This is a genomic window from Dactylosporangium sp. NBC_01737 (genome assembly GCF_035963215.1).
Taxonomy (GTDB): Bacteria; Actinomycetota; Actinomycetes; order Mycobacteriales; family Micromonosporaceae; genus Dactylosporangium.
The window spans coordinates 6814024-6834323 of record NZ_CP109153.1; the positions used below are offsets into that span (position 1 = coordinate 6814024).

The 20300-nt window shown below is 72.7% G+C and carries 21 protein-coding genes; 13 read left to right on the plus strand and 8 right to left on the minus strand.

Annotated elements, in window-relative coordinates; translation table 11 throughout:
• Nucleotides 1-7: 7 nt before the first annotated feature.
• The 7 genes from OHA72_RS30870 to OHA72_RS30900 all read left to right on the plus strand — a co-directional run bounded on the left by OHA72_RS30870 (nucleotide 8) and on the right by OHA72_RS30900 (nucleotide 6149).
• Entirely contained in the window at nucleotides 8-1150 is a 1143-nt protein-coding gene (locus OHA72_RS30870) for a CaiB/BaiF CoA transferase family protein (RefSeq protein ID WP_327011297.1), read from the plus strand.
• Nucleotides 1135-1917, plus strand: coding sequence for a citryl-CoA lyase (locus OHA72_RS30875; RefSeq protein WP_327011298.1), 783 nt, complete (start codon nucleotides 1135-1137; stop codon nucleotides 1915-1917). The genes OHA72_RS30870 and OHA72_RS30875 overlap by 16 nt, the downstream gene beginning before the upstream one ends.
• A 13-nt stretch (nucleotides 1918-1930) precedes the next feature.
• Complete coding sequence (locus tag OHA72_RS30880) at nucleotides 1931-2794, plus strand: DODA-type extradiol aromatic ring-opening family dioxygenase (protein ID WP_327011299.1); 864 nt, start codon at nucleotides 1931-1933, stop codon at nucleotides 2792-2794.
• Nucleotides 2791-3153 carry a hypothetical protein gene (locus OHA72_RS30885; RefSeq protein ID WP_327011300.1) on the plus strand — a complete coding sequence of 121 codons (363 nt, stop codon included), beginning with the start codon at nucleotides 2791-2793 and terminating at the stop codon, nucleotides 3151-3153. The genes OHA72_RS30880 and OHA72_RS30885 overlap by 4 nt, the downstream gene beginning before the upstream one ends.
• Nucleotides 3153-4127 (plus strand): quinone oxidoreductase family protein, encoded by a 975-nt coding sequence (locus OHA72_RS30890; RefSeq protein ID WP_327011301.1) that lies wholly within the window; start codon nucleotides 3153-3155, stop codon nucleotides 4125-4127. The genes OHA72_RS30885 and OHA72_RS30890 overlap by 1 nt, the downstream gene beginning before the upstream one ends.
• A gap of 24 nt (nucleotides 4128-4151) precedes the next feature.
• On the plus strand, nucleotides 4152-4985 hold the full coding sequence (locus OHA72_RS30895) for an IclR family transcriptional regulator domain-containing protein (protein WP_327011302.1): 834 nt from the start codon (nucleotides 4152-4154) through the stop codon (nucleotides 4983-4985).
• Between the two features lie 75 nt (nucleotides 4986-5060).
• On the plus strand, nucleotides 5061-6149 hold the full coding sequence (locus tag OHA72_RS30900) for a hypothetical protein (protein WP_327011303.1): 1089 nt from the start codon (nucleotides 5061-5063) through the stop codon (nucleotides 6147-6149).
• A 34-nt stretch (nucleotides 6150-6183) separates the two neighbouring features.
• Here OHA72_RS30900 and ctaD read toward each other — a convergent pair whose 3' ends face one another.
• Nucleotides 6184-7932, minus strand: coding sequence for an aa3-type cytochrome oxidase subunit I (gene ctaD, locus OHA72_RS30905; protein ID WP_327011304.1), 1749 nt, complete (start codon nucleotides 7930-7932; stop codon nucleotides 6184-6186).
• Nucleotides 7933-8129: 197 nt separating this feature from the next.
• On the opposite strand from ctaD, the gene OHA72_RS30910 reads away from it, so the two are divergent.
• The 3 genes from OHA72_RS30910 to OHA72_RS30920 are packed head-to-tail and all read left to right on the plus strand — an operon-like array spanning nucleotide 8130 to nucleotide 10365.
• A complete protein-coding gene (locus tag OHA72_RS30910; RefSeq protein ID WP_327011305.1) occupies nucleotides 8130-8519 on the plus strand; it encodes a GntR family transcriptional regulator in 390 nt (129 codons plus the stop codon).
• A gap of 11 nt (nucleotides 8520-8530) precedes the next feature.
• A complete protein-coding gene (locus OHA72_RS30915; RefSeq protein WP_327011306.1) occupies nucleotides 8531-9421 on the plus strand; it encodes an ABC transporter ATP-binding protein in 891 nt (296 codons plus the stop codon).
• Nucleotides 9418-10365 (plus strand): ABC-2 membrane transporter-related protein, encoded by a 948-nt coding sequence (locus OHA72_RS30920; protein WP_327011307.1) that lies wholly within the window; start codon nucleotides 9418-9420, stop codon nucleotides 10363-10365. Before OHA72_RS30915 ends, OHA72_RS30920 begins: the two co-directional genes overlap by 4 nt.
• A gap of 28 nt (nucleotides 10366-10393) precedes the next feature.
• Here the strand turns inward: OHA72_RS30920 and OHA72_RS30925 are convergent, their stop codons facing one another.
• The 6 genes from OHA72_RS30925 to OHA72_RS30950 form a co-directional block, all read right to left on the minus strand.
• Complete coding sequence (locus OHA72_RS30925; RefSeq protein WP_327011308.1) at nucleotides 10394-11068, minus strand: hypothetical protein; 675 nt, start codon at nucleotides 11066-11068, stop codon at nucleotides 10394-10396.
• A 224-nt stretch (nucleotides 11069-11292) separates the two neighbouring features.
• Nucleotides 11293-13056, minus strand: a complete 1764-nt coding sequence (locus OHA72_RS30930; protein WP_327011309.1) for a hypothetical protein — start codon at nucleotides 13054-13056, stop codon at nucleotides 11293-11295.
• Nucleotides 13056-14999 carry a glycoside hydrolase family 31 protein gene (locus OHA72_RS30935; RefSeq protein ID WP_327011310.1) on the minus strand — a complete coding sequence of 648 codons (1944 nt, stop codon included), beginning with the start codon at nucleotides 14997-14999 and terminating at the stop codon, nucleotides 13056-13058. Before OHA72_RS30935 ends, OHA72_RS30930 begins: the two co-directional genes overlap by 1 nt.
• 7 nt (nucleotides 15000-15006) lie before the next feature.
• Nucleotides 15007-15219, minus strand: coding sequence for an ABC transporter permease family protein (locus OHA72_RS30940; RefSeq protein WP_327011311.1), 213 nt, complete (start codon nucleotides 15217-15219; stop codon nucleotides 15007-15009).
• Entirely contained in the window at nucleotides 15216-16430 is a 1215-nt protein-coding gene (locus OHA72_RS30945; RefSeq protein ID WP_327011312.1) for an ABC transporter substrate-binding protein, read from the minus strand. Before OHA72_RS30945 ends, OHA72_RS30940 begins: the two co-directional genes overlap by 4 nt.
• Before the next feature lie 81 nt (nucleotides 16431-16511).
• Nucleotides 16512-17489 carry a LacI family DNA-binding transcriptional regulator gene (locus OHA72_RS30950; RefSeq protein ID WP_327011313.1) on the minus strand — a complete coding sequence of 326 codons (978 nt, stop codon included), beginning with the start codon at nucleotides 17487-17489 and terminating at the stop codon, nucleotides 16512-16514.
• Nucleotides 17490-17659: 170 nt separating this feature from the next.
• On the opposite strand from OHA72_RS30950, the gene OHA72_RS30955 reads away from it, so the two are divergent.
• Nucleotides 17660-18742 carry a ricin-type beta-trefoil lectin domain protein gene (locus OHA72_RS30955; protein ID WP_327011314.1) on the plus strand — a complete coding sequence of 361 codons (1083 nt, stop codon included), beginning with the start codon at nucleotides 17660-17662 and terminating at the stop codon, nucleotides 18740-18742.
• Nucleotides 18743-18751: 9 nt separating this feature from the next.
• Here OHA72_RS30955 and OHA72_RS30960 read toward each other — a convergent pair whose 3' ends face one another.
• The gene (locus OHA72_RS30960; RefSeq protein ID WP_327011315.1) at nucleotides 18752-19282 is read right to left on the minus strand and encodes a hypothetical protein; all 531 of its coding nucleotides are present in this window, start codon (nucleotides 19280-19282) and stop codon (nucleotides 18752-18754) included.
• On the opposite strand from OHA72_RS30960, the gene OHA72_RS30965 reads away from it, so the two are divergent.
• Both OHA72_RS30965 and OHA72_RS30970 read left to right on the plus strand, forming a co-directional pair.
• A complete protein-coding gene (locus OHA72_RS30965) occupies nucleotides 19267-19989 on the plus strand; it encodes an amidohydrolase family protein (RefSeq protein ID WP_327011316.1) in 723 nt (240 codons plus the stop codon). The genes OHA72_RS30960 and OHA72_RS30965 overlap by 16 nt on opposite strands.
• A 24-nt stretch (nucleotides 19990-20013) precedes the next feature.
• Nucleotides 20014-20286 (plus strand): hypothetical protein, encoded by a 273-nt coding sequence (locus OHA72_RS30970; protein WP_327011317.1) that lies wholly within the window; start codon nucleotides 20014-20016, stop codon nucleotides 20284-20286.
• Nucleotides 20287-20300: the final 14 nt, after the last annotated feature.

Below are 20300 nucleotides of genomic sequence, written 5' to 3' on the forward strand. Positions count from 1 at the left end.
GGAGCTGTTGGAGGCACCGGACCGGCCACGGGGTCCGCTCAGCGGGCTGCTGGTGGCCGACTTCTCCAGGATCCTCGCCGGGCCCTACGCCACGATGCTGCTCGCCGACCTCGGCGCCGACGTGATCAAGGTCGAGGGGCCGGGCGGCGACGACACCCGCACCTGGATGCCGCCGACCCGCGACGGCGTGTCCACCTACTACCTCGGCATCAACCGCAACAAGCGCTCGATCGCGCTCGACCTGCGCGCGGACGACGACCTGGAGGCGGCACAGGCCCTGGCCGCCCGCGCCGACGTCATGATCGAGAACTTCAAGCCCGGCGGCCTGCGCCGCTTCGGCCTGGACTACGACGCCGTCTCGGCCGCCAACCCGGGCGTCGTCTACGCCTCGATCAGCGGCTTCGGCGCCGGCGCCGGGGCGGCCCTGCCGGGCTACGACCTGATGGTCCAGGCGATCTCCGGGCTGATGAGCCTCACCGGCGACCCGGACGGCCCGCCGTTCCGGGCCGGGATCTCGGTCTTCGACGTCATGGCCGGCATGCACGCGAGCATCGGCATCCTCGCCGCGCTGCACCACCGCACCGCCACCGGCGCCGGCCAGCACGTCGAGGTCAACCTGCTGTCCTCCGCGCTGTCCGGCCTGGTCAACCACAGCAGCGGCTACGTGGCCGGCGGCACCGTGCCGTTCCGCATGGGCAACGCGCACCCGAGCCTGTTCCCGTACGAGCCGCTGCCCACCGCCGACGGCGACCTCATCGTCATCGCCGGCAACGACGGGCAGTTCCGCAAGCTGTGCGCCGTGCTCGGCTGCGAGGAACTGCTCGACGACCCCCGCTTCCAGCGCAACCAGGACCGCACCGCGCACCGGGAGGCGCTGCGCCCGCTGCTGGTGGAGCGGCTGCGGGCCAAGGGCAAACAGGAGTGGTTCGACGAGCTGCTCGCCGCCGGCGTGCCGTGCGCGCCGATCAACACCGTCGACGGCGGCGTCGCCCTCGCCACGTCGCTCGGCCTCGAACCGGTCGTGCAGGCCGGCGCGGTGCCCGGCATCCGCAACCCGATCACGCTCTCGGCGACCCCGCCGCGATACGAGCTGCCGCCGCCCGGCCTGGACGAGCACGGCGAGGAGATCCGGCAATGGCTGAAGAGCTGAGCTTCCCCACCTCCATCGGCACGTCCGACGCCGACCGCATCACGCTGCTCGGCCAGGACCTGGCCGCCGACCTGATGGGCAAGGTCGGCTTCGGCGAGCTCGCCTTCTGGCTCGTCGCCGGCCGCCGCCCCACCGCAGGCGAGACACGGGTGTTCGAGACGGTCCTGGTGGCCCTGGCCGACCACGGGTTCACGCCCACCGCGATCGCGGCCCGGCTCACCTACGCCAGCGCACCCGAGGCGCTGCAGGGCGCCCTCGCCGCCGGGCTGCTCGGCGGCGGCTCCCGCTTCCTCGGCGTCACCGAGGACTGCGCCGTGTTCCTGCACGAGACCCTGGCCTCCGTCGAAGGCGATCCGGAGGACTGGGACGCGCTGGCCGCCGACGCGGTCACCGCCCGCCGCGCCGCCGGCAAGCTCGTGCCGGGCCTCGGCCACCCCGTGCACAAGGTCCAGGACCCGCGCACACCCGTGCTGATCCGCATCGCCGAGGAAGAAGGGCTGCGCGGGCCGCACCTGCGCCTGTTCGAGGCGATCGGCCGGGTCCACCCCGCGATCCTCGGCCGCACCCTGCCGCTCAACGGCGCCGGGGTCTGCGGCGCGGCCCTGGCCGACCTCGGCCTGCCGGTGGAGATGCTGCGCGGCTTCGCGCTGCTGGCCCGCGCCGCCGGGCTGCTCGGACACCTCGCCGAGGAGCGCCGCACCGGCCTCGGCCTGGAGATCTACCGCACCGTGGACCGTAACGCCCGCTACGTCACCCCTACGGACTGAAAGGACTGCGCGCATGGCCCAGGTAGTCGCGGTCATCGCCTCGACGCACCACCCGTTCTACTACAAGGCCAGCACGGCGACCGGCGCGGAGCGCCCACCGTTCGCCGACGAATGGGTCCGCAAGGTCACCGCGTTCCGCGAGACGCTCACCCGCGCCCGCCCCGACGTGCTCGTCATGGTCGGCTCCGACCACTTCCACCAGCTGTGGCTGGACAACATGCCGCAGTTCCTGGTCGGCAAGGCGCCGTTCTACGACGCCAACTGGTACAACGAGGAACGTGAGTTCGGCCTGCCACGGATGACGCTGCGCGGCCAGGAGGACCTGTCGGCGCACGTGCTGCGCGAGGGCCTCGACGCCGGTTTCGACCTGGCGTTCAGCAACGAGCTGCGGATCGACCACAGCATCACCTGCCCGATCATCACGCTGCGGCCCGAGGCGGACCTGCCGATCGTGCCGATCTACACCAACATCTTCGCCCCGCCGCTGCCGCAGCCGAAGCGCTTCGTGCAGCTGGGCCGCACCATCCGGGAGCTCGTCGAGTCGTGGCCGAGCGACCTGCGCGTCGCCGTCATCGGCACCGGGCACCTGTCGCTGGAGCTCGGCGGGCCGCGCCAGTTCGGCCCGCACGGCCCCGACCCCGAGTTCGACCGCCGGGCGGTGCAGTGGATCGCCGACGGCGACCTGGAGGGCTGCCTGTCCGAGGTGACCCTGGACAGCCTGCACGCGCCCGGCAACGCCACGCACGGGTTCATGGACTTCATGCTCATGATGGGCGTCGCGGGCGACGGCGTGAAGGCCGACTACGTCGACACCTACGACCTGTTCCACACGATGGAGGCCTACTTCACCTGGTACCCACAGGGAGCGACCGCATGAGCCGGTACCTGCTGGACAAGTTCCTGTACACAGTGGACAGAGACGCCGAGCTGGTCGAGCGCTACCGCGAGGATCCCGCCGGGACCGTCGACTGGTGGGAGGCCACCCTGGCCAATGCGCTGCTCAACTGCCACACCGGCGAGGCGAGCACCTGGCAGCGCTTCACCGACGAGGAGCGGGCCGCGCTCGCCGGCCACGACCACGTCGCGCTGTTCGCGCTCGGCGCGCACCCGTTCCTCACGCTGACACTGTTCATCGCCATGTTCGAACGCGACCACGACGAGCCGTTGTTCTACCAGAAGCAGTACGGCGCCCGCCTGGCCCACTTCGAGCTGCCGTACCCCGACATCGCCACCTGATGCGCGCCGCCACGATCATCCAGTGCGGGCAGCCGCCGGTCGTCGTCGAACGGCCGGAACCGGCGCCCGGCGAGGGGACGGTGACGGTCACGGTGACCGCCGCGCCGATCACCCCCCTCGACGTGCTGTGCGCCACCGGCACGTCCTACTTCGGCGCGCCCGCCGTGCCGTACGTCCCCGGCGTGCAGGGCGTCGGCACCCTCGACGACGGCACGGCGGTGTGGTTCCCGACCGACGCCGGCATGCGCGCCGGCGACGGCAGCATGGCCGAGCGGGTGAGTGTCCCGGCATCCACCGTGGTCGCCCTGCCCGACGGCGCCGACCACCGCCTCGTCGCCGCCCTCGGGCTGTCCGCGGTCGCGGCCTGGCGGGCCCTGACCTGGCGCGGCGAGCTGCGCCCCGGCGAACAGGTGATCATCCTGGGCGGCGGGGGCATCGTCGGGCAGGCGGCGATCCAGCTCGCCCGGCTGGCCGGCGCGCGACGGGTCGTCGCCGCCTGCCGGTCCGACGCCGCGCGGGAGCGGGCGCACCGGCTCGGCGCCGACGCCGTCGTGCCGCTGCTGGACACCGACGACGTGCCGACGCTCGCCAGGCGGCTGCAGGACGCCACCGACGGGCCCGTCGACCTGGTGCTCGACCCGCTGTTCGGGATCCCGGCCGCGGCCGCCCTGCGGACCCTGCGCCCCGGCGGCCGGCTGGTGAACCTCGGCAGCGCGGCGGGCGAGGTCGCACCGCTGGACTCCGCGACCCTGCGCAGCGGGTCACTGCGCGTCCTGGGCTACACCAACAACGAGCTGAGCGCCGCGGAGAAGGGCGCCACGATGCGGTACCTCGCCGAGCACGCCATCGCCGGCCGGCTCGTCGTCGACCACGACCCGGTGCCCCTCGACGACATCGGCGCCGCCTGGGCGGCGCAGGCGGACGGCCGAGCACTGCGGCGCACAGTGATCGTCCCGACTAGGCTCGGCGCATAGCGGACCACGACAGTTGAGGCGGCGATGGCACAGCGCGGAGAAGGACCGGACTTCATCGAGGCCCTGGCGCGCGGGCTGGACGTGATCCGGGCGTTTCACGCCGACCGCCCGCGCATGACCCTCGCCGAGGTCGCCGCGGCGACCGGCCTGGCCCGGCCCACCGCCCGCCGGATCCTGCTGACCCTGGAGGAGCTGGGCTACGTGCGGACCGCGGCCGGCGGTCACGAGCTCACCCCCCGCGTGCTGGAGCTGGGCATGGCGTACGTCGGCGCCCTGTCGCTGTGGGACATGGCCCGCCCGCACATGGAGCAGCTTGTCGCGGCGACCGGCGAGTCGTCGTCCATCACGCAGCTGGACGGCTCCGACGTGGTCTACCTGGCCCGCGTCGCCGTGCCGAAGATCATCGCGCTGCGGGTGCAGATCGGCACCCGGTTCCCGGCGGCCGTCACCTCCCAGGGCAAGGTGCTGCTCGCGGCCCTGCCACCGGACCGGCTCGACGCCGTGCTGGCGCTGCCCAGCCGCTCGGGTATCCAGCCGTGGGTGCAGCACGGCCGGGCCGCGATCGACACGATGCTGCGCGAGGTCAACGCCCGCGGCTGGGCCCTCGCCGACAACGAGCTCGCCCCGGGCATCAGGTCCGTCGCCGTGCCGATCCGCGACGGCCGCGGCGAGGTCCGCGCCGCCATGAACGTCACCGTCAACTCGGCGGAGACCAGCACCAAGACCCTCCTGGACCGGCACCTGCCACACCTGCAACGCGCCGCCGGCGCGATCAGCTCCGACTGGGCGCTGTGGCAGTCCCGCCCCCAGGTCGACCAGGCGAGCGACGACCCGTCCCCGGCCGTCGCGCGCGGCTGACCGTGACGCCCGCGGGGTAGGTTTGGGCGGTTCCGGCCCCCGCAACCGTTGGCAGGCGATGCCATGCTCCGCGACGTGTTTCCCGTGCTGGTCGGCGTGCTCGCGTCGGTGGCGATCGCGCTGACCGTTGCCTCCGCGGCACACACGCTGGTCGTGCCCCGCGCCACCGGGGTCCTGCTGACCCGCTGGGTCACGGCCGCGATCCGGGTGCTGTTCGACCTGCGCCTGCGCTGGGCCCGCACCTACCCGGACGCCGACTGGGTGCTGTCGCTGTTCGCCCCGGCCACGCTGCTGGCGCTGCCGCTGGTGTGGCTGTCGGTCATCCTGGCCGGGTTCGCCGCCCTGTACTGGGCCATCGGCGTGCGCCCGTGGCAGAACGCGCTGCTGGACAGCGGCTCGTCGCTGCTGACGCTGGGTTTCCACCAGCCGGGTGGCGTCGTCACCGGCGCGCTGCAACTCATCGAGGCCACGCTCGGCCTGGGACTGCTGGCGCTGCTGATCAGCTTCCTGCCGTCGCTGTACGCCAGCTACTCCCGGCGCGAGGTCCTGGTCACGGCGCTGGAGTGCGAGGCCGGCACCCCGCCGTCGGCGACCGAGCTGCTGGAGCGGCTGCTGCAGGTCAAGGGCCTGACCCTGCTGGACGCGTACTGGCACGAGTGGACCCGCTGGTTCAACGAGATCGAGGAGACGCACTCGTCCAACCCGTTGCTGGTGTTCTTCCGCTCTCCGTCGCCGGACCGGCACTGGGTGACCGCCGCCGGCGCCGTGCTGGACTCCGCGTCGCTGGTGTCCTCGACGTTCGCCTCCGAGGACCCGCAGCCCTCGCACGCGGGGCTGTGCGTGCGGGCCGGCTCGCAGGCGCTGCGGCGCGTCGGCGACTACTTCCACATGCCCTATGACCCCGACCCGCGGCCGGGTGACCCGATCGCGGTCACCCGCGAGGAGTTCGACGAGGCGTGCCGGCGGCTGGTCGCGGCGGGGGCGAAGCTCAAGGACGACCGCGACCAGGCATGGCGGGACTTCGCCGGGTGGCGGGTCTGCTACGAGCGGGTGCTGCTGCAGTTCGCGTCGCTGACGACCGCGCCGCCCGCCCCCTGGTCGGCGGACCGGCCGATCGACTTCCACCACCTCCCGCTGACCCGCCGGATCCGCACCGGGGCGTGACGCTGCCACCGGTGCCCGGACCGGGCGTGGCGCCTTACGGACCTTCCGGGGACTGCCGGCGGCCCTTCCTTGCTCTGCGCGGGTCGATCTGATCTGGGCCTCGGTGGTCCAGGTAACTCGATCCGTCGTCGGATTCGCTGGTGAGCGGTTTGGCGCCGCCCTCCGGCGGCCCGGCCTCCGACTGGCCACCGGCGGCCAGTTCCGGGAACTTCGCGTCGAACGCCGGCCGTTCGGAGCGGATGCGGGGGATCCGGTCGAAGTTGCGCAGCGGCGGCGGGCAGCTCGTCGCCCACTCCAGGGCGTTGCCGTGGCCCCAGGGGTCGTCGACCTCGACGACCCGGCCGGCCTTGTAGGAGATCCACACGTTGTACAGGAACGGCAGCGTGGCGGCGCCGAGGACGAACGAGCCGATCGTCGAGACCGTGTTGAGCAGGGTGAACCCGTCACTGGGCAGGTAGTCGGCGTACCGGCGCGGCATGCCCTGCGTGCCCAGCCAGTGCTGGACGAGGAAGGTGAGGTGGAACCCGACGAACGTCAGCCAGAAGTGCACCCTCCCGAGCCGCTCGTCGAGCATCCGCCCGGTCATCTTCGGGAACCAGAAGTAGACGCCGGAGTAGACCGCGAACACGATCGTGCCGAACAGCACGTAGTGGAAGTGCGCCACGACGAAGTACGTGTCGGTGACGTGGAAGTCGAGCGGCGGCGAGGCCAGCAACACCCCCGACAGCCCGCCGAGCAGGAAGGTGACGAGGAACCCGATGGCGAACAGCATCGGCGTCTCGAACGTCAGCTGCCCGCGCCACATCGTGCCGGTCCAGTTGAAGAACTTCATCCCGGTCGGGATGGCGATCAGGTAGCTGAGGAAGCTGAAGAACGGCAGCAGCACCTGGCCCGTGCCGAACATGTGATGCGCCCACACGCTCATCGACAGCGCGCCGATCGCGATGGTGGCGCCGACCATGCCCTTGTACCCGAAGACGGGCTTGCGGCTGAAGACCGGGATGACCTCGGTGATGATGCCGAAGAACGGCAGCGCCACGATGTACACCTCGGGGTGGCCGAAGAACCAGAACAGGTGCTGCCACAGCAACGGCCCGCCGGTGCCGGGGTCGTACACGTGCGCACCGAGCATCCGGTCGGCCAGCAGCGTCAGCAGGGCCGCGGCCAGCAGCGGGAAGACCAGGATGACCATCACGCCGGTGATGAGGATGTTCCAGGTGAAGATGGGCATCCGGAACATCGTCATGCCCGGCGCCCGCAGGGTGAGGATCGTGGTGATCATGTTGACCGCGCCGAGGATCGTGCCGAGGCCGGACAGCACCAGCCCGACGATCCACAGGTCGGCGCCGACCCCGGGGGAGTCGGTGATGCTGTTGAGCGGGGCGTAGGCGAACCAGCCGAAGTCGGCCGCGCCGTTCGGGGTCATGAACCCGGCGATCACGATGCTGCCGCCGAGCAGGTAGAACCAGTAGGCGAGCGCGTTCAGCCGGGGGAACGCGACGTCCGGCGCGCCGATCTGCAGCGGCACGATGTAGTTGGCGAAGGCGAACAGCACCGGCGTCGCGAAGAGCAGCAGCATGACGGTGCCGTGGATGGTGAACAGCTGGTTGTACTGCTCGGTCGACAGGAACTGCATCCCCGGCCGGGCCAGCTCGGCGCGCATCAGCAGCGCCATCATGCCCCCGGCGACGAAGAACACGAACGACGTGACCAGGTACATGATGCCGATCTGCTTCGCGTCCGTGGTGCGCATCAGCCGGCCCAGCGCGGACCCTTTGACCATCGGCCGGACCTGGCGCCGGCGATCCACCGCCGCGCCCGGCTTCAACGTCGTCACGGCAAACCCCCGAAGCGCATCGCGATCCCTGGCGCCGCTCGCTACCCGATCGCCGACTGCCGAAACGGCCGGTGGCTTGACACCGGCGGCCCGTTCAGTCCTATAGTCTTATTGTCGTAGTACAACAGGAGGGATCGCCGCGGGTGATCGAGTTCGTGCTGGACGGCCGGTCGAAGGTCAACACCTACATGCAGCTCGTCCAGCAGGTGAAACAGGCGCTGCGGGTCGGCCTCCTGGCACCGGGGGACCAGCTGCCCAAGGTGCGCGACGTCGCCCAGTCCCTTGCGATCAACCCCAACACGGTCCTGAAGGCCTACCGCGAGCTGGAGCTGGAAGGGCTCGCCGAAGGGCGGCCGGGCGTCGGCACGTTCGTGCGCCGCACCCTCGCCGGGGACTCCCTCGCCGGTCAGGCGGCGTTGCGCGAGGAGTTCCTCGGCTGGCTGCACCGGGCCCAGGCGGCCGGGCTGAGCGACGAGGACGTCACCGCCCTCGTCGAGACCACGATGCGCGCCGCCCGGCAGGCATCGGTATGAAAGGACACGCGATGGAGCACGTGCTGGAGGCCGAGGGCCTCGGCAAGCGGTATGGGGGGCGCTGGGCCCTGCGCGACTGCACGCTGCGGCTGCCGGCCGGACGGGTCGCCGCGCTGGTCGGCCCCAACGGCGCGGGCAAGAGCACGCTGCTGCACCTGGCGGTCGGGCTGCTGCGACCCGACGCAGGCGCGGTGCGGGTCCTCGGCGCCGGGCCGTATGAGAACACCGGCACCCTCGCGGACATCGGCTTCGTCGCCCAGGACACCCCGATCTACCGGGACTTCACCGCCGACGACCTCGTCACGATGGGCGGCAAGGTCAACCGACGCTGGGACGCGGCGCTGGCCCGCACCCGGTTGGCCCAGCTCGGCATCCCGCCCCGTACCCCGGTCGGGAAGCTCTCCGGCGGCCAGCGCGCCCAGGTCGCCCTCGCCCTCGCCCTGGCGAAACGCCCGCGCCTGCTCCTGCTCGACGAGCCGGTCGCGAGCCTCGACCCGCTCGCCCGGCGCGAGTTCCTGCAGTCGCTGATGGGCAGCGTCGCCGAGTCGGGCACCACCGTGCTGCTGTCCTCGCACATCCTCGCCGACCTGGAGCGCTCCTGCGACTTCCTCGTCGTGCTGCAGGGCGGCCGGGTGCAGCTGGCCGGCGTGGTCGACGACATCGTCGCCGAGCACCGGCAGCTGGTCGGCCCCCTGCACTCCGGCGACGCGATCGCCGGCGTCGCCGGCATCGTCCGGGCCCGGCACACCGACCGGCAGTCGACGCTGCTCGTGCGCACCGACGGACCGGTCCAGGACCCGGCGTGGACGGTGCGGGAACTGACCCTGGAGGACCTCATCCTGGCCTACCTCGCCGACGGCGACACCCGGGCCAACCACGCGGCGTGGGGAGTGGCGGCATGATCTGGCTCACCTGGCGGCAGCACCGCAGGCAGGCATTGTTCACCCTGCTCGGGTTCGCGGCCCTCGCCGCGTTCGTCGTGCCGACCGGCCTGTCGATGCGCCGCGCCTACGACCGGCTCGGCCTGGCCACCTGCGACGGCGGCACCGCCTGCGCCGCGAAGGTCGACGAGTTCAGCAGCGCCTACGGTGCGCTGGTCTTCGTCAGCGTCCTCATGCTCACCCTCCCGCTCGTCGTCGGCCTGTTCTGGGGCGCGCCCGTCGTCGCCCGCGAGGTCGAGCACGGCACCCACCGGATGATCTGGACCCAGGGCATCAGCCGCCGGCACTGGGCCCTGACCAAGACGGCCCTCCTCGGCGGCGCGGTCGTCGTCCTCGCGGTGGCGTACGGCGCGGGCATGTCCTGGTGGTATGCACCCCTCGGCCGGGTCGACTTCCGCCAGAACCGGTTCACCCAGATCTTCTTCGACATGCAGGGCATCGCCCCGGTCGGCTACACCCTCTTCGCCGTCGCGCTCGGCCTCTTCGCCGGCACCGTGCTGCCCAAGGTGCTGCCCGCGATGACCGCCACCCTCGCCGGCTTCGTCGCCGTCCGCCTCGTCGTGACCGTCCTGGCCCGGCCGCACTACATGTCTCCGGTGTCCAGCACCGAACCCATCTTCAAGGCGCCGGGCAACCGCGACGACCTCGCCGGCGACTGGGTCCTGGCCAAGAGCGTCCACCAGGCCGACGGCACCTTCGTCGCCTCCGGCACGGTGCGCTGCCCATCCCCGGACAACTGCGCCGCCGTCACCGACTTCGGCCTGCGCCCCGGCGCCTACAACGCCCTGCTGATCCAGCCCGCCGACCGCTTCTGGGCCTTCCAGTGGATCGAGACCGGCATCTTCGTCGCCCTCGCCGCCCTGCTGGTCTGGCTCGCCGTGCGCCGCATCCGCCGCATCGCCTGACCCGCCGGGCGCGAACCCGCGCGACCGATCAACGCCGGGCGTCGGCCGCCGCGAGCCCCGCGCGCAGTGCCTCCCGGGCCGTGGGGTCCCACGGCCCGGAGCCGGTCATCGGGATCTCGGTCATGAATCGCCGTTCGGCCTCCGGGATCAGGGCGGCGACCAGATCAGGATCCGTTTCCGCGGTCGCGTACAGGTTCGGCCCGTCGGCGTAGAACAGGTCGATGACGACCAGCCGCCCGTCCGCCGCGCGCATGACGTTGGCCGGATTGCTGTCCAGCGGTCCGCACCACGGCAGTTCGTGACATGCCCGCTCGTGGACCCGGCGCACGATGCCGGCGAGCTCGGCAACCTCCGCGGCGCACCCGGCGATCGCCTGGAGGAATGCGACGGCCTCGTCCTGGGCGACGGGTTCGAGCCACTCCAGGAGCTGCAGGTCGCCGCCGCCGGTCAGCCGCCGGTGCCCGAACAGCGCGGGGACCTGGCGGGTGTGCGCGGCCTGCGCGTACAGGGCCACGGCATACGGACCGGTCGGGTCGAACGGGCTGATCCGCGCCGCCGCCGTGCCGTCGGGCGAGCGCAACGCGATCGCCCAGTCGCCGGCGCCGCCCGAGCTCCACCCTGCCCGCAGCAGCACCCGCTCCACGTCCCGATGGTCGGCCTGCCGGTGCAACAGGCCGAGGGTCTCCGCGTGCCGTGACGTCATGGCGCCGAGCGTAGGCGGTCAATAGGTTCGGAGCTTCCCCAATACGCGCGTTACGGCGGCATGTGGGTGTATTCGAGCGCATGCATGGTGCTGTAAACCGTTCAGTCGCTACGTTCCGCTCTCACCCCGGCGGCCCCGGTGGGCTGCCAGGACTCCGGCTGGACCAGCCCGACACGGCGTGACGCGACCAGGCGCCGCGGCCGGCTCCGCGCGGCGGGGGCCGATCAGGCGGTGACGTCGGCACTGTCGATGGCGACGTTCCAGCCGGAGCTGGCGGCGTGCTTTGTGCCGGTCACCCTGACCCGCAGCGTGTGCGCCCCGGCGGTGAGGATCGGGCTGGTCCACACCACCCCCGACGCGTTGCGGGTCGGGGCGTAGTTGTCCACCAGGGACTCGGCACCGCCGTCGACGGAGACCGCGATGATCTGCTGGTCGACGTCGCGGACGGCGTGCAGGGCGACCCGGGTGCCGGTGAACGGCAGCTGCGCGGTGGAGCCGGCGGTGAAGCTCCAGTTCGCGGTCCCGGCGTACATGTCGGCGACGCCGGTCGTGACGCCCCAGTTGGCGCCATAGGTGAAGTCGGCGCTGTTCGCGTCCACGATGGACGGTCCGCCGCCGGTGCCGCCGTCGATCGGGTTGCCGAGGGTCACCGTGTACGCGTCCGTGCCCGACACCATCGTCACGGGCACGGTCAGCGAGCCGCCGGTGACGGTGAGGTCGGCGCTGCTGACGACGACCGGCCCGGACAGCGGCGACTGGTTGGGGATGCGCTGCACGGTGACCCGGGTCCGGCCGCCGGACAGCAGCCACGCCGGTACCCCGGTGAACAGGATCGACGTGGTGCCGGTCTGGCCGGTCTGGTTGCCCAGCAGCGCCACCGCCCGGCCCGCGCCCTGGTCGGCCGACGCCACCACCGCGACACCGTTGCCGCCCGAGGTGGGCACGAGGTTGCCGGTCAGCTGGGCGTACGCACGGTACACCCACCACTGCCCGGTCGGCTGGCCGTTCCACAGCACCGAGTCGAGGGTGCCCGCGGTGCAGCAGTCCGACCAGATCGCGTGCGCGGCCCCGGACACGTCCGACGGCGCGAGCCGCGCGAGGTACCAGGCGAGGTACCCCGGCTGCTGCTGTTGCGAGAACAGGTACTCGTCGATGGTCATCGGCAGCGGCCCGACCCCGCGGGCGGCCATGATCGCCTTGGCGTCGTTCGAGTCGGCGAGGGGGTCGTTGCCGAAGTGCCAGTTGAGCACGCCCGGCAGGGTGCCGTCGGCCTTGGTGCGGGCCAGCCACGTGTCCAGCCAGCCGTGATTGTAGCCGCTGTAGGACGGGCCGACGATCACTGCCGCCGGGTCCAGCCGGCGGATCTCGGCGACGGCGGTGTTCCACATCTGGAAGTACTGGGCGCTGTTGACGCCACGCGGCCAGAAGCCGGTCCCGTCGGGTTCGTTCCAGATGTCGTAGCGGACCCGTACACCCGACGCCTTGACGTCGGTGACCAGCTGGGTGATGAACGAGCGCCAGTTGGCGCAGTCGCCGTTGTCGCAGGGGTAGACGGTGGTGGCGGGCTGTTCGGTGTCGGCGCCCCAGACGTCGGAGACCAGCAGGTGGTAGGTGGCGTCGTAGGGCGCGGCGGTGACCCGGCGGGCCTGGTCGATCGCGGACGTGACCCGGACCCGGTAGCCGGTGCCGGCGCGGTAGCCGTCGCCGAGCCAGCCGTGCCCGGCGATGCGGGCGCCGCCGCCGCGGAACAGCGTCGGGCGCAACGGTTGCAGGAGGCCGTCGGCGGGGCCGGCGCCGTTCTGGGTGAGCCCGTAGAGGAAACCGGCGCCGGCGCGGGCCGGCACCTTCCCGGGGGCGGCGAGGTTGACGGTGACGGTGCTGTCGGCGGCCTCGGCGGGGACCGCTGCGGCGGCCACCGCCGCGGCGGCGAGGGTGGCGGCGCCGAGCAGGGTGGCGATGAGGCGGCTTGGCGGAGCTGCGCGGGACATCATTCCTCCTGTGCGATGGGGAGACGGGCGTCGTCCCGTAGGAACACGGGAATCTGCGCGAGCGGCGCGGCGACGGTGACGTGCCGCCCGCCCGGGAAGGTGGTGCCGGTGTCGGTGTGCGTCCAGGTCGCGCCGGCCGGCAGGTACACGTCGCGGTGCGTGGTGGCGGGGGTGGTGACCGGCGCGACGAGCAGGTCCCGGCCGAACAGGAACGCGTCGTCGACGTCCCACGCGGCCGGGTCGTGCGGGAACTCCAGCAGCAGCGGGCGCATCAGCGGCAGGCCGGTGCGCAGCTGCTCGTGCAGGTACGGCCGGAGCCGCTCCCGCAGCCGCAGGAGGCGTTCGAGGAACGCGGTGACGTCGGGGCCGTAGGACCACAGCTCGTTCGGGCCGCCGCCGTCGCCGACGCCGGCCCGGCTGGTGCGCGGCTCGCGGTGGCCGTGCAGGCGCAGCAGCGGGCAGAACACGCCGAACTGGAACCAGCGCACCAGCAGCTCCCGGTACGCGGGGTCGGCCGGGTCGCCGCCGTGGAAGCCGCCGACGTCCGTGGTCCACCACGGGATGCCGCTCATCGCGACGTTGAGCCCGGCCCGCACCGACGCGGCGAGGGCGTCGAACGTGGCGGGGATGTCGCCGGACCACAGCGCCGCGCCGTAGCGCTGGGACCCCGCCCACGCGGAGCGGACCAGCGACAGGATCTCGGTCTCGCCCCGGCCGCGCAGGTACTCGTACGCGCCGCGGGTGTGCTCGCGCGGGTACAGGTTGGCGACCTCGGCGCCCGGCCCGGCGGCGAGGCTGAGGTTGTGCATGTGCCCGGGGCGCATCTCCGGCTCGCACGCGTCGAGCCAGAACGCGCGCACCCCGAGCCGGCCGTAGCTGTCGTGGACGCGGTCCCAGACGAAGTCGCGGGCCCGCGGGTCGGTGGCGTCGTAGAACGAGACCCCGATCGGCGCCCCGGTCGGGCCGTCGGGCCAGTCGGCGTGCACCGCTGCACCGCCGTCGGTCGCGGTGAGCAGGCCGGCGTCGAGCATCGCGGGGTGGTTCGCCGACAGCGGGCTGACCGACGGCCACACGGACACGGCGAGCTCGACGCCGGCCGCTTCGAGTTCGGCGACCATCGCCGGTGGGTCGGGCCACGCGGCCGGGTCCCAGTCCCAGTCGCCGAGGTGCCGCCAGTGCAGGTAGTCCACGACGATGACGGACAGCGGCAGGTCCCGCCGGGCGTATTCGCGGGCGACGTCGAGCAGCTCGGCCTGGGAGGTGTACCGCAGCTTGCTCTGCCACAGCCCCGACGCCCACGACGGCAGCTCGGGTGCGTGGCCGGTGACGTCGGCGTAGCGGCGCAGGACGTCGGCGGGTGCACCGGCGGTCAGCCAGTAGTCGAGCTGCCGGGCCCGGTCGGCGACCCAGCGGGTGCCGTTGACCGCGAGCTCGACCCGGCCCACCGCCGGGTTGTTCCACAGCAGGCCGTAGCCGCGGCTGGACACGGCGAACGGGATGCTCACCTCGCCGTTGCGCTGCCGCAGCTCGACCACCATGCCCTTCTGGTCGAAGCGCCCGTGGCCGTGCTGGCCGAGGCCGTGGAAGCGTTCGCCGTCGTACGCGCGGAAGCGTTGCTCGATGCGGTACGTGCCGCCGCCGGCCGCCTCGAAGTGCCGCGCCCCCGGCCACCAGAAGTGTGCCGGCTCCTCGCGCAGCAGCTCCTCGCCGGTGTCGGTGCGCCGCGCGGTGAGCAGCCCGTCGTCGCTCAGCTCGATGCGCAGCCGGCCGTTGACGAGCGTCGCACCGTCCACAGTGGCCGGTGTCTCCGGCTGCGGCAGCAGCGCACCGGGCAGGTCCGCGTGGATGCGGTGCAGCCCGGCCCGGACGCGGACGCTGTCGGCGCCCCAGGGCTCGACGGTGAGGACGTGGTGACCCTGCCGCCAGGTCAGTTGCTTGGACACGGTTCTCCTAGTCTTTGACGCTGCCGCTGGTGATGCCGGCCGCGACGTACCGTTGCGCGACGACGAGCAGCACGGCCACCGGCAGCGAGGCGATGACGCCGGTGGCCATGACGCTGTTCCAGTCGCTGATGTGCGCGCCGATGAAGCGGTAGATGCCGACGGTGATCGGGGCGGCCTCGTCGCGGGTCGTGAGGGTGACGGCGAAGGCCAGCTTCCTCATTGCAGGGATGCCTGGGCCGCCTTGAGCGCCTCCTGCGGCGACCTGCCGCCGGCGAGGCAGGCCTGGATGGCGTTGAACAGCGCCTCACTGGTCTTCGGGTAGCCGGTGCCGAGGTCGGCGGTGCGGGCCTGGGCGGTGGCGACCTCCTCGACGAACGCGGCGAGCTGCGGGTTGCTCTGCGCGAGCTGAGCGGCCGCGGCCTGGTTGCTGGGGATGTACCCGGCGGCCGTCGACCATTCGAGGCTCTTCTCCTTGCCCAGCAGGCACTTGAGGACCGCGAGGGCCTTGCGCTCCCGCTCGGGGTTGCTGCGCCCGACGGTCCACATCTCGCCGCCGAGCGGGGTGACCGGCTTCGCCGACGGCGACGGGACCGGGATCGGCACGATGCCGAACTTGAGGCCCTGCTTGGCGTTGAGCGTCGGCAGCTGCCACGGGCCGTTGACCATCATCGCCGCGTTGCCGGCCATGAACTGGTCGTTGACGTCCGCCTGGGTCCACGTGACGACGGACCTGGACGCGGCCTTGGCCTCCACCAGGTCCTTCCACAGGGTGAGGGCCTTGACCGCCTCGGGCGAGTCGAGCCGCTCCAGGTGGGCGCCGGCGGTCCAGAAGAACGGCTCGAACTGGAAGCTGCCCTCCTCGGTGCCGACGGCGGAGAACGCGATGCCGTAGCGGGTGCCCTTGGTGAGTGCCTTCGCGGCGGCGGTCAGCTCGTCCCAGGTCTTCGGCGGCTGGAGCCCGGCGGCGGCGAACAGGTCCTGGTTGTAGTAGAGGGCGAGCCCGTTGACGCCCGGGGCGATGCCGTACGTGTCGCCCTTGTACTGCCCGGCGGTGACGATCGACGGGTAGAGCCCGTCGGTGCTGAGCTCCTTGAGCGGCACCAGGCCGCCGCTGGCGGCGAGCTGCGGCAGGTCAGGGTTGTCGACCAGGGCCAGGTCGGGCAGTGTGCGCGCCGAGGCCTGCTGCAGCAGCTTCGGCATGAACTGGGCGCGCGGCACCTGCTGGTGCTCGATCGTGACGCCGACCTCGGTGCCGCAGGCGTCGAGGAGCTTCGGCAGCTGCGTGTTCTGCGGCGCGGCCTCGTAGTAGTCGATCTCGGTGAGGGTGCCCGCGTCGTTCGACGCCCCGCCGGCGCCGTCGCCGCAGGCGGTCAGTGCGGTCAGTGCCGTCAACGCGGTCAGCGCCAGGGCGGCGGCGGTGACTCTCTTCATGGGTGCCTCTCTTGGGGTGTCGTGTTTGTCGAACTGATTCGACAATTTGCGGAAGTCGCTGACGAGTCGGCGGAGCGGGGCTCAGCGGACCTTGAGGACGGGGGCGAGCATGGTGACCGACGGCTGCGCCTCGCCGTTGATCACGCCGGCGAGCCGCTGCACCGCCGTGCGGGCCAGCTCCTCCACCGGCAGGGACACCGAGGTCACCGGGCGGGCCAGCCGGTCGGCGGCGTCGTCGGGGCCGATGGCCACGACGTCGACGTCGCCGCGGCCCAGGCCCGCGAGGCGGTCGAGGACCAGGGGCAGCGCCCGCTCGTTGTAGACGATCAGCCCGGTGAGCTGCGGATCGCGGGTCACCAGGTCGGTGAGCGCGTCGACGACCCCGCCGCTGGAGGGCTCGCAGGCGGCCCAGGTGCCGGTCGCGCCCTCCTCGGCCAGGGCGGCCAGGGCGCCGTCGCGGGCGTGCTCGGCGTAGGCCAGGCCGCGCCGGTAGGTCTCCGGCGGCTGGCCGAGGAAGCCGACGTGGGTGTGCCCGCGTCCGAGGAGGTGCTCGGCGCAGGTCCGGCCGCAGGCGACGAAGTCGAAGTCGACATACGGCAGGCCGTGCGGGTTGGCCGGGGTGCCGACCAGGACCGCGGGGCACTTGAGCGAGCGCAGCAGCTTCGGGCGCGGGTCCCTGTGCTGCACCTCCATCACCATCACGCCGTCGACCATCGCGGACCCGACGGTGTCACGGATCGCGGTGGCGCCGTCGTCGTCGGTCAGCATGAGCAGCTTGAGCCCGGCCTCCTGGGCGGCGGTGAGGGCGGCCCAGACATAGGGCATCTGGACCTGGTTGTGCGGCCCGTGCACGAGCGGCAGGGCCATGGCGATGACCCCCGTGCGCCCGGTGCGGATGGACCTGGCGCCGGCGTGCGGGCGGAACTGCAGCGCCTCGATGCTCGCCTCGACCCTGGCGATGGTCTCGGCGGAGATCGAGCGGTTGCCGCTGAGCACGTAGGAGACCGTGCTGCGGGAGACGCCCGCGTGCTTGGCGACGTCGGCGATGGTCACGGCCATGCCCTCATCCTCCCTCACGCGTGTGCGGCGCCGCGCTCGTCGAACTGATTCGACGAGCGGAAACGTAGCACCGGGGTTTCCCGATGGCAAGACCGCGCAGGCATTGACAGACATCTGTTAGTAAGGTTACCTATCCGGTGTCCGTCCGCCCGACGACGTTTGGAGCCCCCATGCGCAGACCCATCATGGCGCTCGCGTCGGTCGCACTGTCCCTGGTCGCGACCGTCGCATACGCGCTGACCACCTCGTCCGAGGCGCTCGCCGCCGGACCCACCGCGAGCCAGCTGCTCGCCAAGACCCAGACCTGCAGCCAGGTCTCCAACGGCAGGTACGCCACCGACGACGGCGGCGCCGAGACCGTCGCGATCTGCAAGAGCGGCACCGCGTACTTCTGGACCGCTGACATGGACATCGACTGCGACGGCATCTCCACCGCGCGCTGCAACGCCTCGACCGACCCCTGGTACCAGGCGCAGACGTCGTTCACCACGTCAACCGGCGCGTACTTCACCTCCGACGTGACCCGGTACTACGTCGTGCCGCTGCCCAGCAGCCGGTTCACCTACTCGGCGAACGGCATCCGCGCCGGCAGCGTCGCGGCCGTCGTCTACAACGGCAGGGTCGCCTACGCGGTCTTCGCCGACGAGGGCCCCAGCAACATCATCGGCGAGGGCTCCTACGCCCTGGCGGTCGCGCTCGGCATCGACCCCAACCCCGCGAGCGGCGGCACCGCCGGCCCGGTCACCTTCATCGTCTTCCCCAGCAGCGTGCCGAGCCCGGTGGAGAACAACAGCACCATCGACTCGGTCGGCGCCGCCGCGGCCACCGCCTGGGTCGGCGGCACCACGGCACCGCCCACCACCACCCCGCCGGCCGGCACCACGGGCCCGATCCACGGTTACGGCGGCAAGTGCGTCGACGTCGCCGGCGCCAGCACCGCCAACGGCGCCGCGGTCCAGCTGTACGACTGCAACGGCACGGGCGCGCAGAACTGGACCCGCGCGTCGGACGGCACCCTGCGCGCGCTCGGCAAGTGCATGGACGTCACCGGCGCCGGCACGGCCAACGGCACGAAGATCCAGCTGTACGACTGCAACGGCTCCGCCGCGCAGCGCTGGACCCGCACCGGCTCGACCCTGGTCAACGCCGGCTCCGGCAAGTGCCTCGACGCGACCGGGCCCAGCTCGGCCAACGGCACCCGCCTGCAGATCTGGACCTGCACCGGCGCCGCGAACCAGCTCTGGACCTACTGACCCGACCCGTCACACGGCCGGACGGCACCACGCCGCCGGCCGTGTGACGATCCCGCGGCGGACCGGATCGCCGCCGTCGGCGATCCCGTGACCGCCACCGACGCCACGCGGGCACCGGCGCAGGGGCGTCAGGGGCAGCGGGATCCGGTCGGCGGCGCCTACGCTGGCCGGCATGCCCGACGGCGTGGCGGCAGCATCGTGACGGTCCTGCACGTTCGCGGATACGCGCTGCCCGACGGCGAGCCGGTGCAACTGTGGGCCGACGGTGACCGCTGGAGCACCGAGCGGGTCGCCGGGGGCGAGACGGTCGCCGCGGGCTGGCTGGTGCCGGGGCTGGTCGACGCGCACACGCACCCCGGCGCCGAGGAGCCCGGGCAGCCGCTCGACGAGGCGCTGCTCCGCGCCGACCTGCGGGCGCACGTGGCGGCCGGCGTCACCCTGATCCGCGCGCCGGGACTGGCCGGCGACCCGCCCGCCTGGTTCGGCGCCGGCGAGGACGGTCCCCGGGCGTTGCACGCCGGGCCGTGGCTCGCCCAGCACGGGCAGTTCTTCGACGGCTGGGCCCGGCGGCCCGGGCTGGACGGGCGCCCGCGGCGGCGGCCGAGCAGGCGGCGCGCAGCGGATGGGCGAAACTCATCGGCGACTGGAGCCTCGGCGAGCCCGGCATCCCGGTCGAGGTCCTGCGCGACGTGGTCGCGCGGGTGCACGCGGTCGGCGGGCGGGTCGCCGTGCACAGCCAGCACGCGACCGGCGCCGCCGCCGCGGTCGAGGCCGGGGTCGACTCACTGGAGCACGGCATGTGCATGGACCCGGCGCTGCTGACGCGGATGGCGGCGCAGGGCACCGCCCTCACCCCGACCCTGCGGGTCATCACGGCGTCGCTGGAGCGGCGCCGCCGCGACCCGGACAGCCCGCAGCGGGACTGGTATCTCGCCGGTGCCGGGGCGCACGGCGCGCTGACCGTCGCGGCGTTCGAGGCCGGGGTCACCGTGCTGGCCGGCACCGATTCCCGGCCGCACGGGCGGATCGCCGACGAGGTGCGCGCGTTCGTCGCCGCTGGTGCGCCGCCGCACCAGGCCCTGGCCGCCGCGTCGTGGACGGCCCGGGAGTATCTCGGGCTCGGCGGGCTCACCGACGGCGCCCCCGCGGACGTCGTCGTCTACGACACCGACCCGCGCACCGACCTCGCCCAGCTCGACGCGCCCCGCGCGGTCGTGGTGCGCGGCCGGCTCATCCACCACCGCTGATCCGCGCCGTGTGATGATGCCGTGATGCCACCACCACGACCGTCCCGGGTCTTCCGGGCCAACGACATCGCGACCGGCCGGGCCGTCCTGGACGGCTACCCGTTCCGGTACATCGTCGTCGGCCCGTCCATGTCCGTGTCGACGGCGGTCAACGCCGCCTTCAACCGGGCCGCGGGCGAGAACACGATGTTCGACGAGGTGCTGACCGCGGTCGAGTACCTGGAGACCCGCGGCTGGGAGCTGGTCAGCATGGACCAGGGCTTCGTCGCCTGCATGCGCCGCGTCGCCCCGCGCTGAGCCCTGAGGCGTGT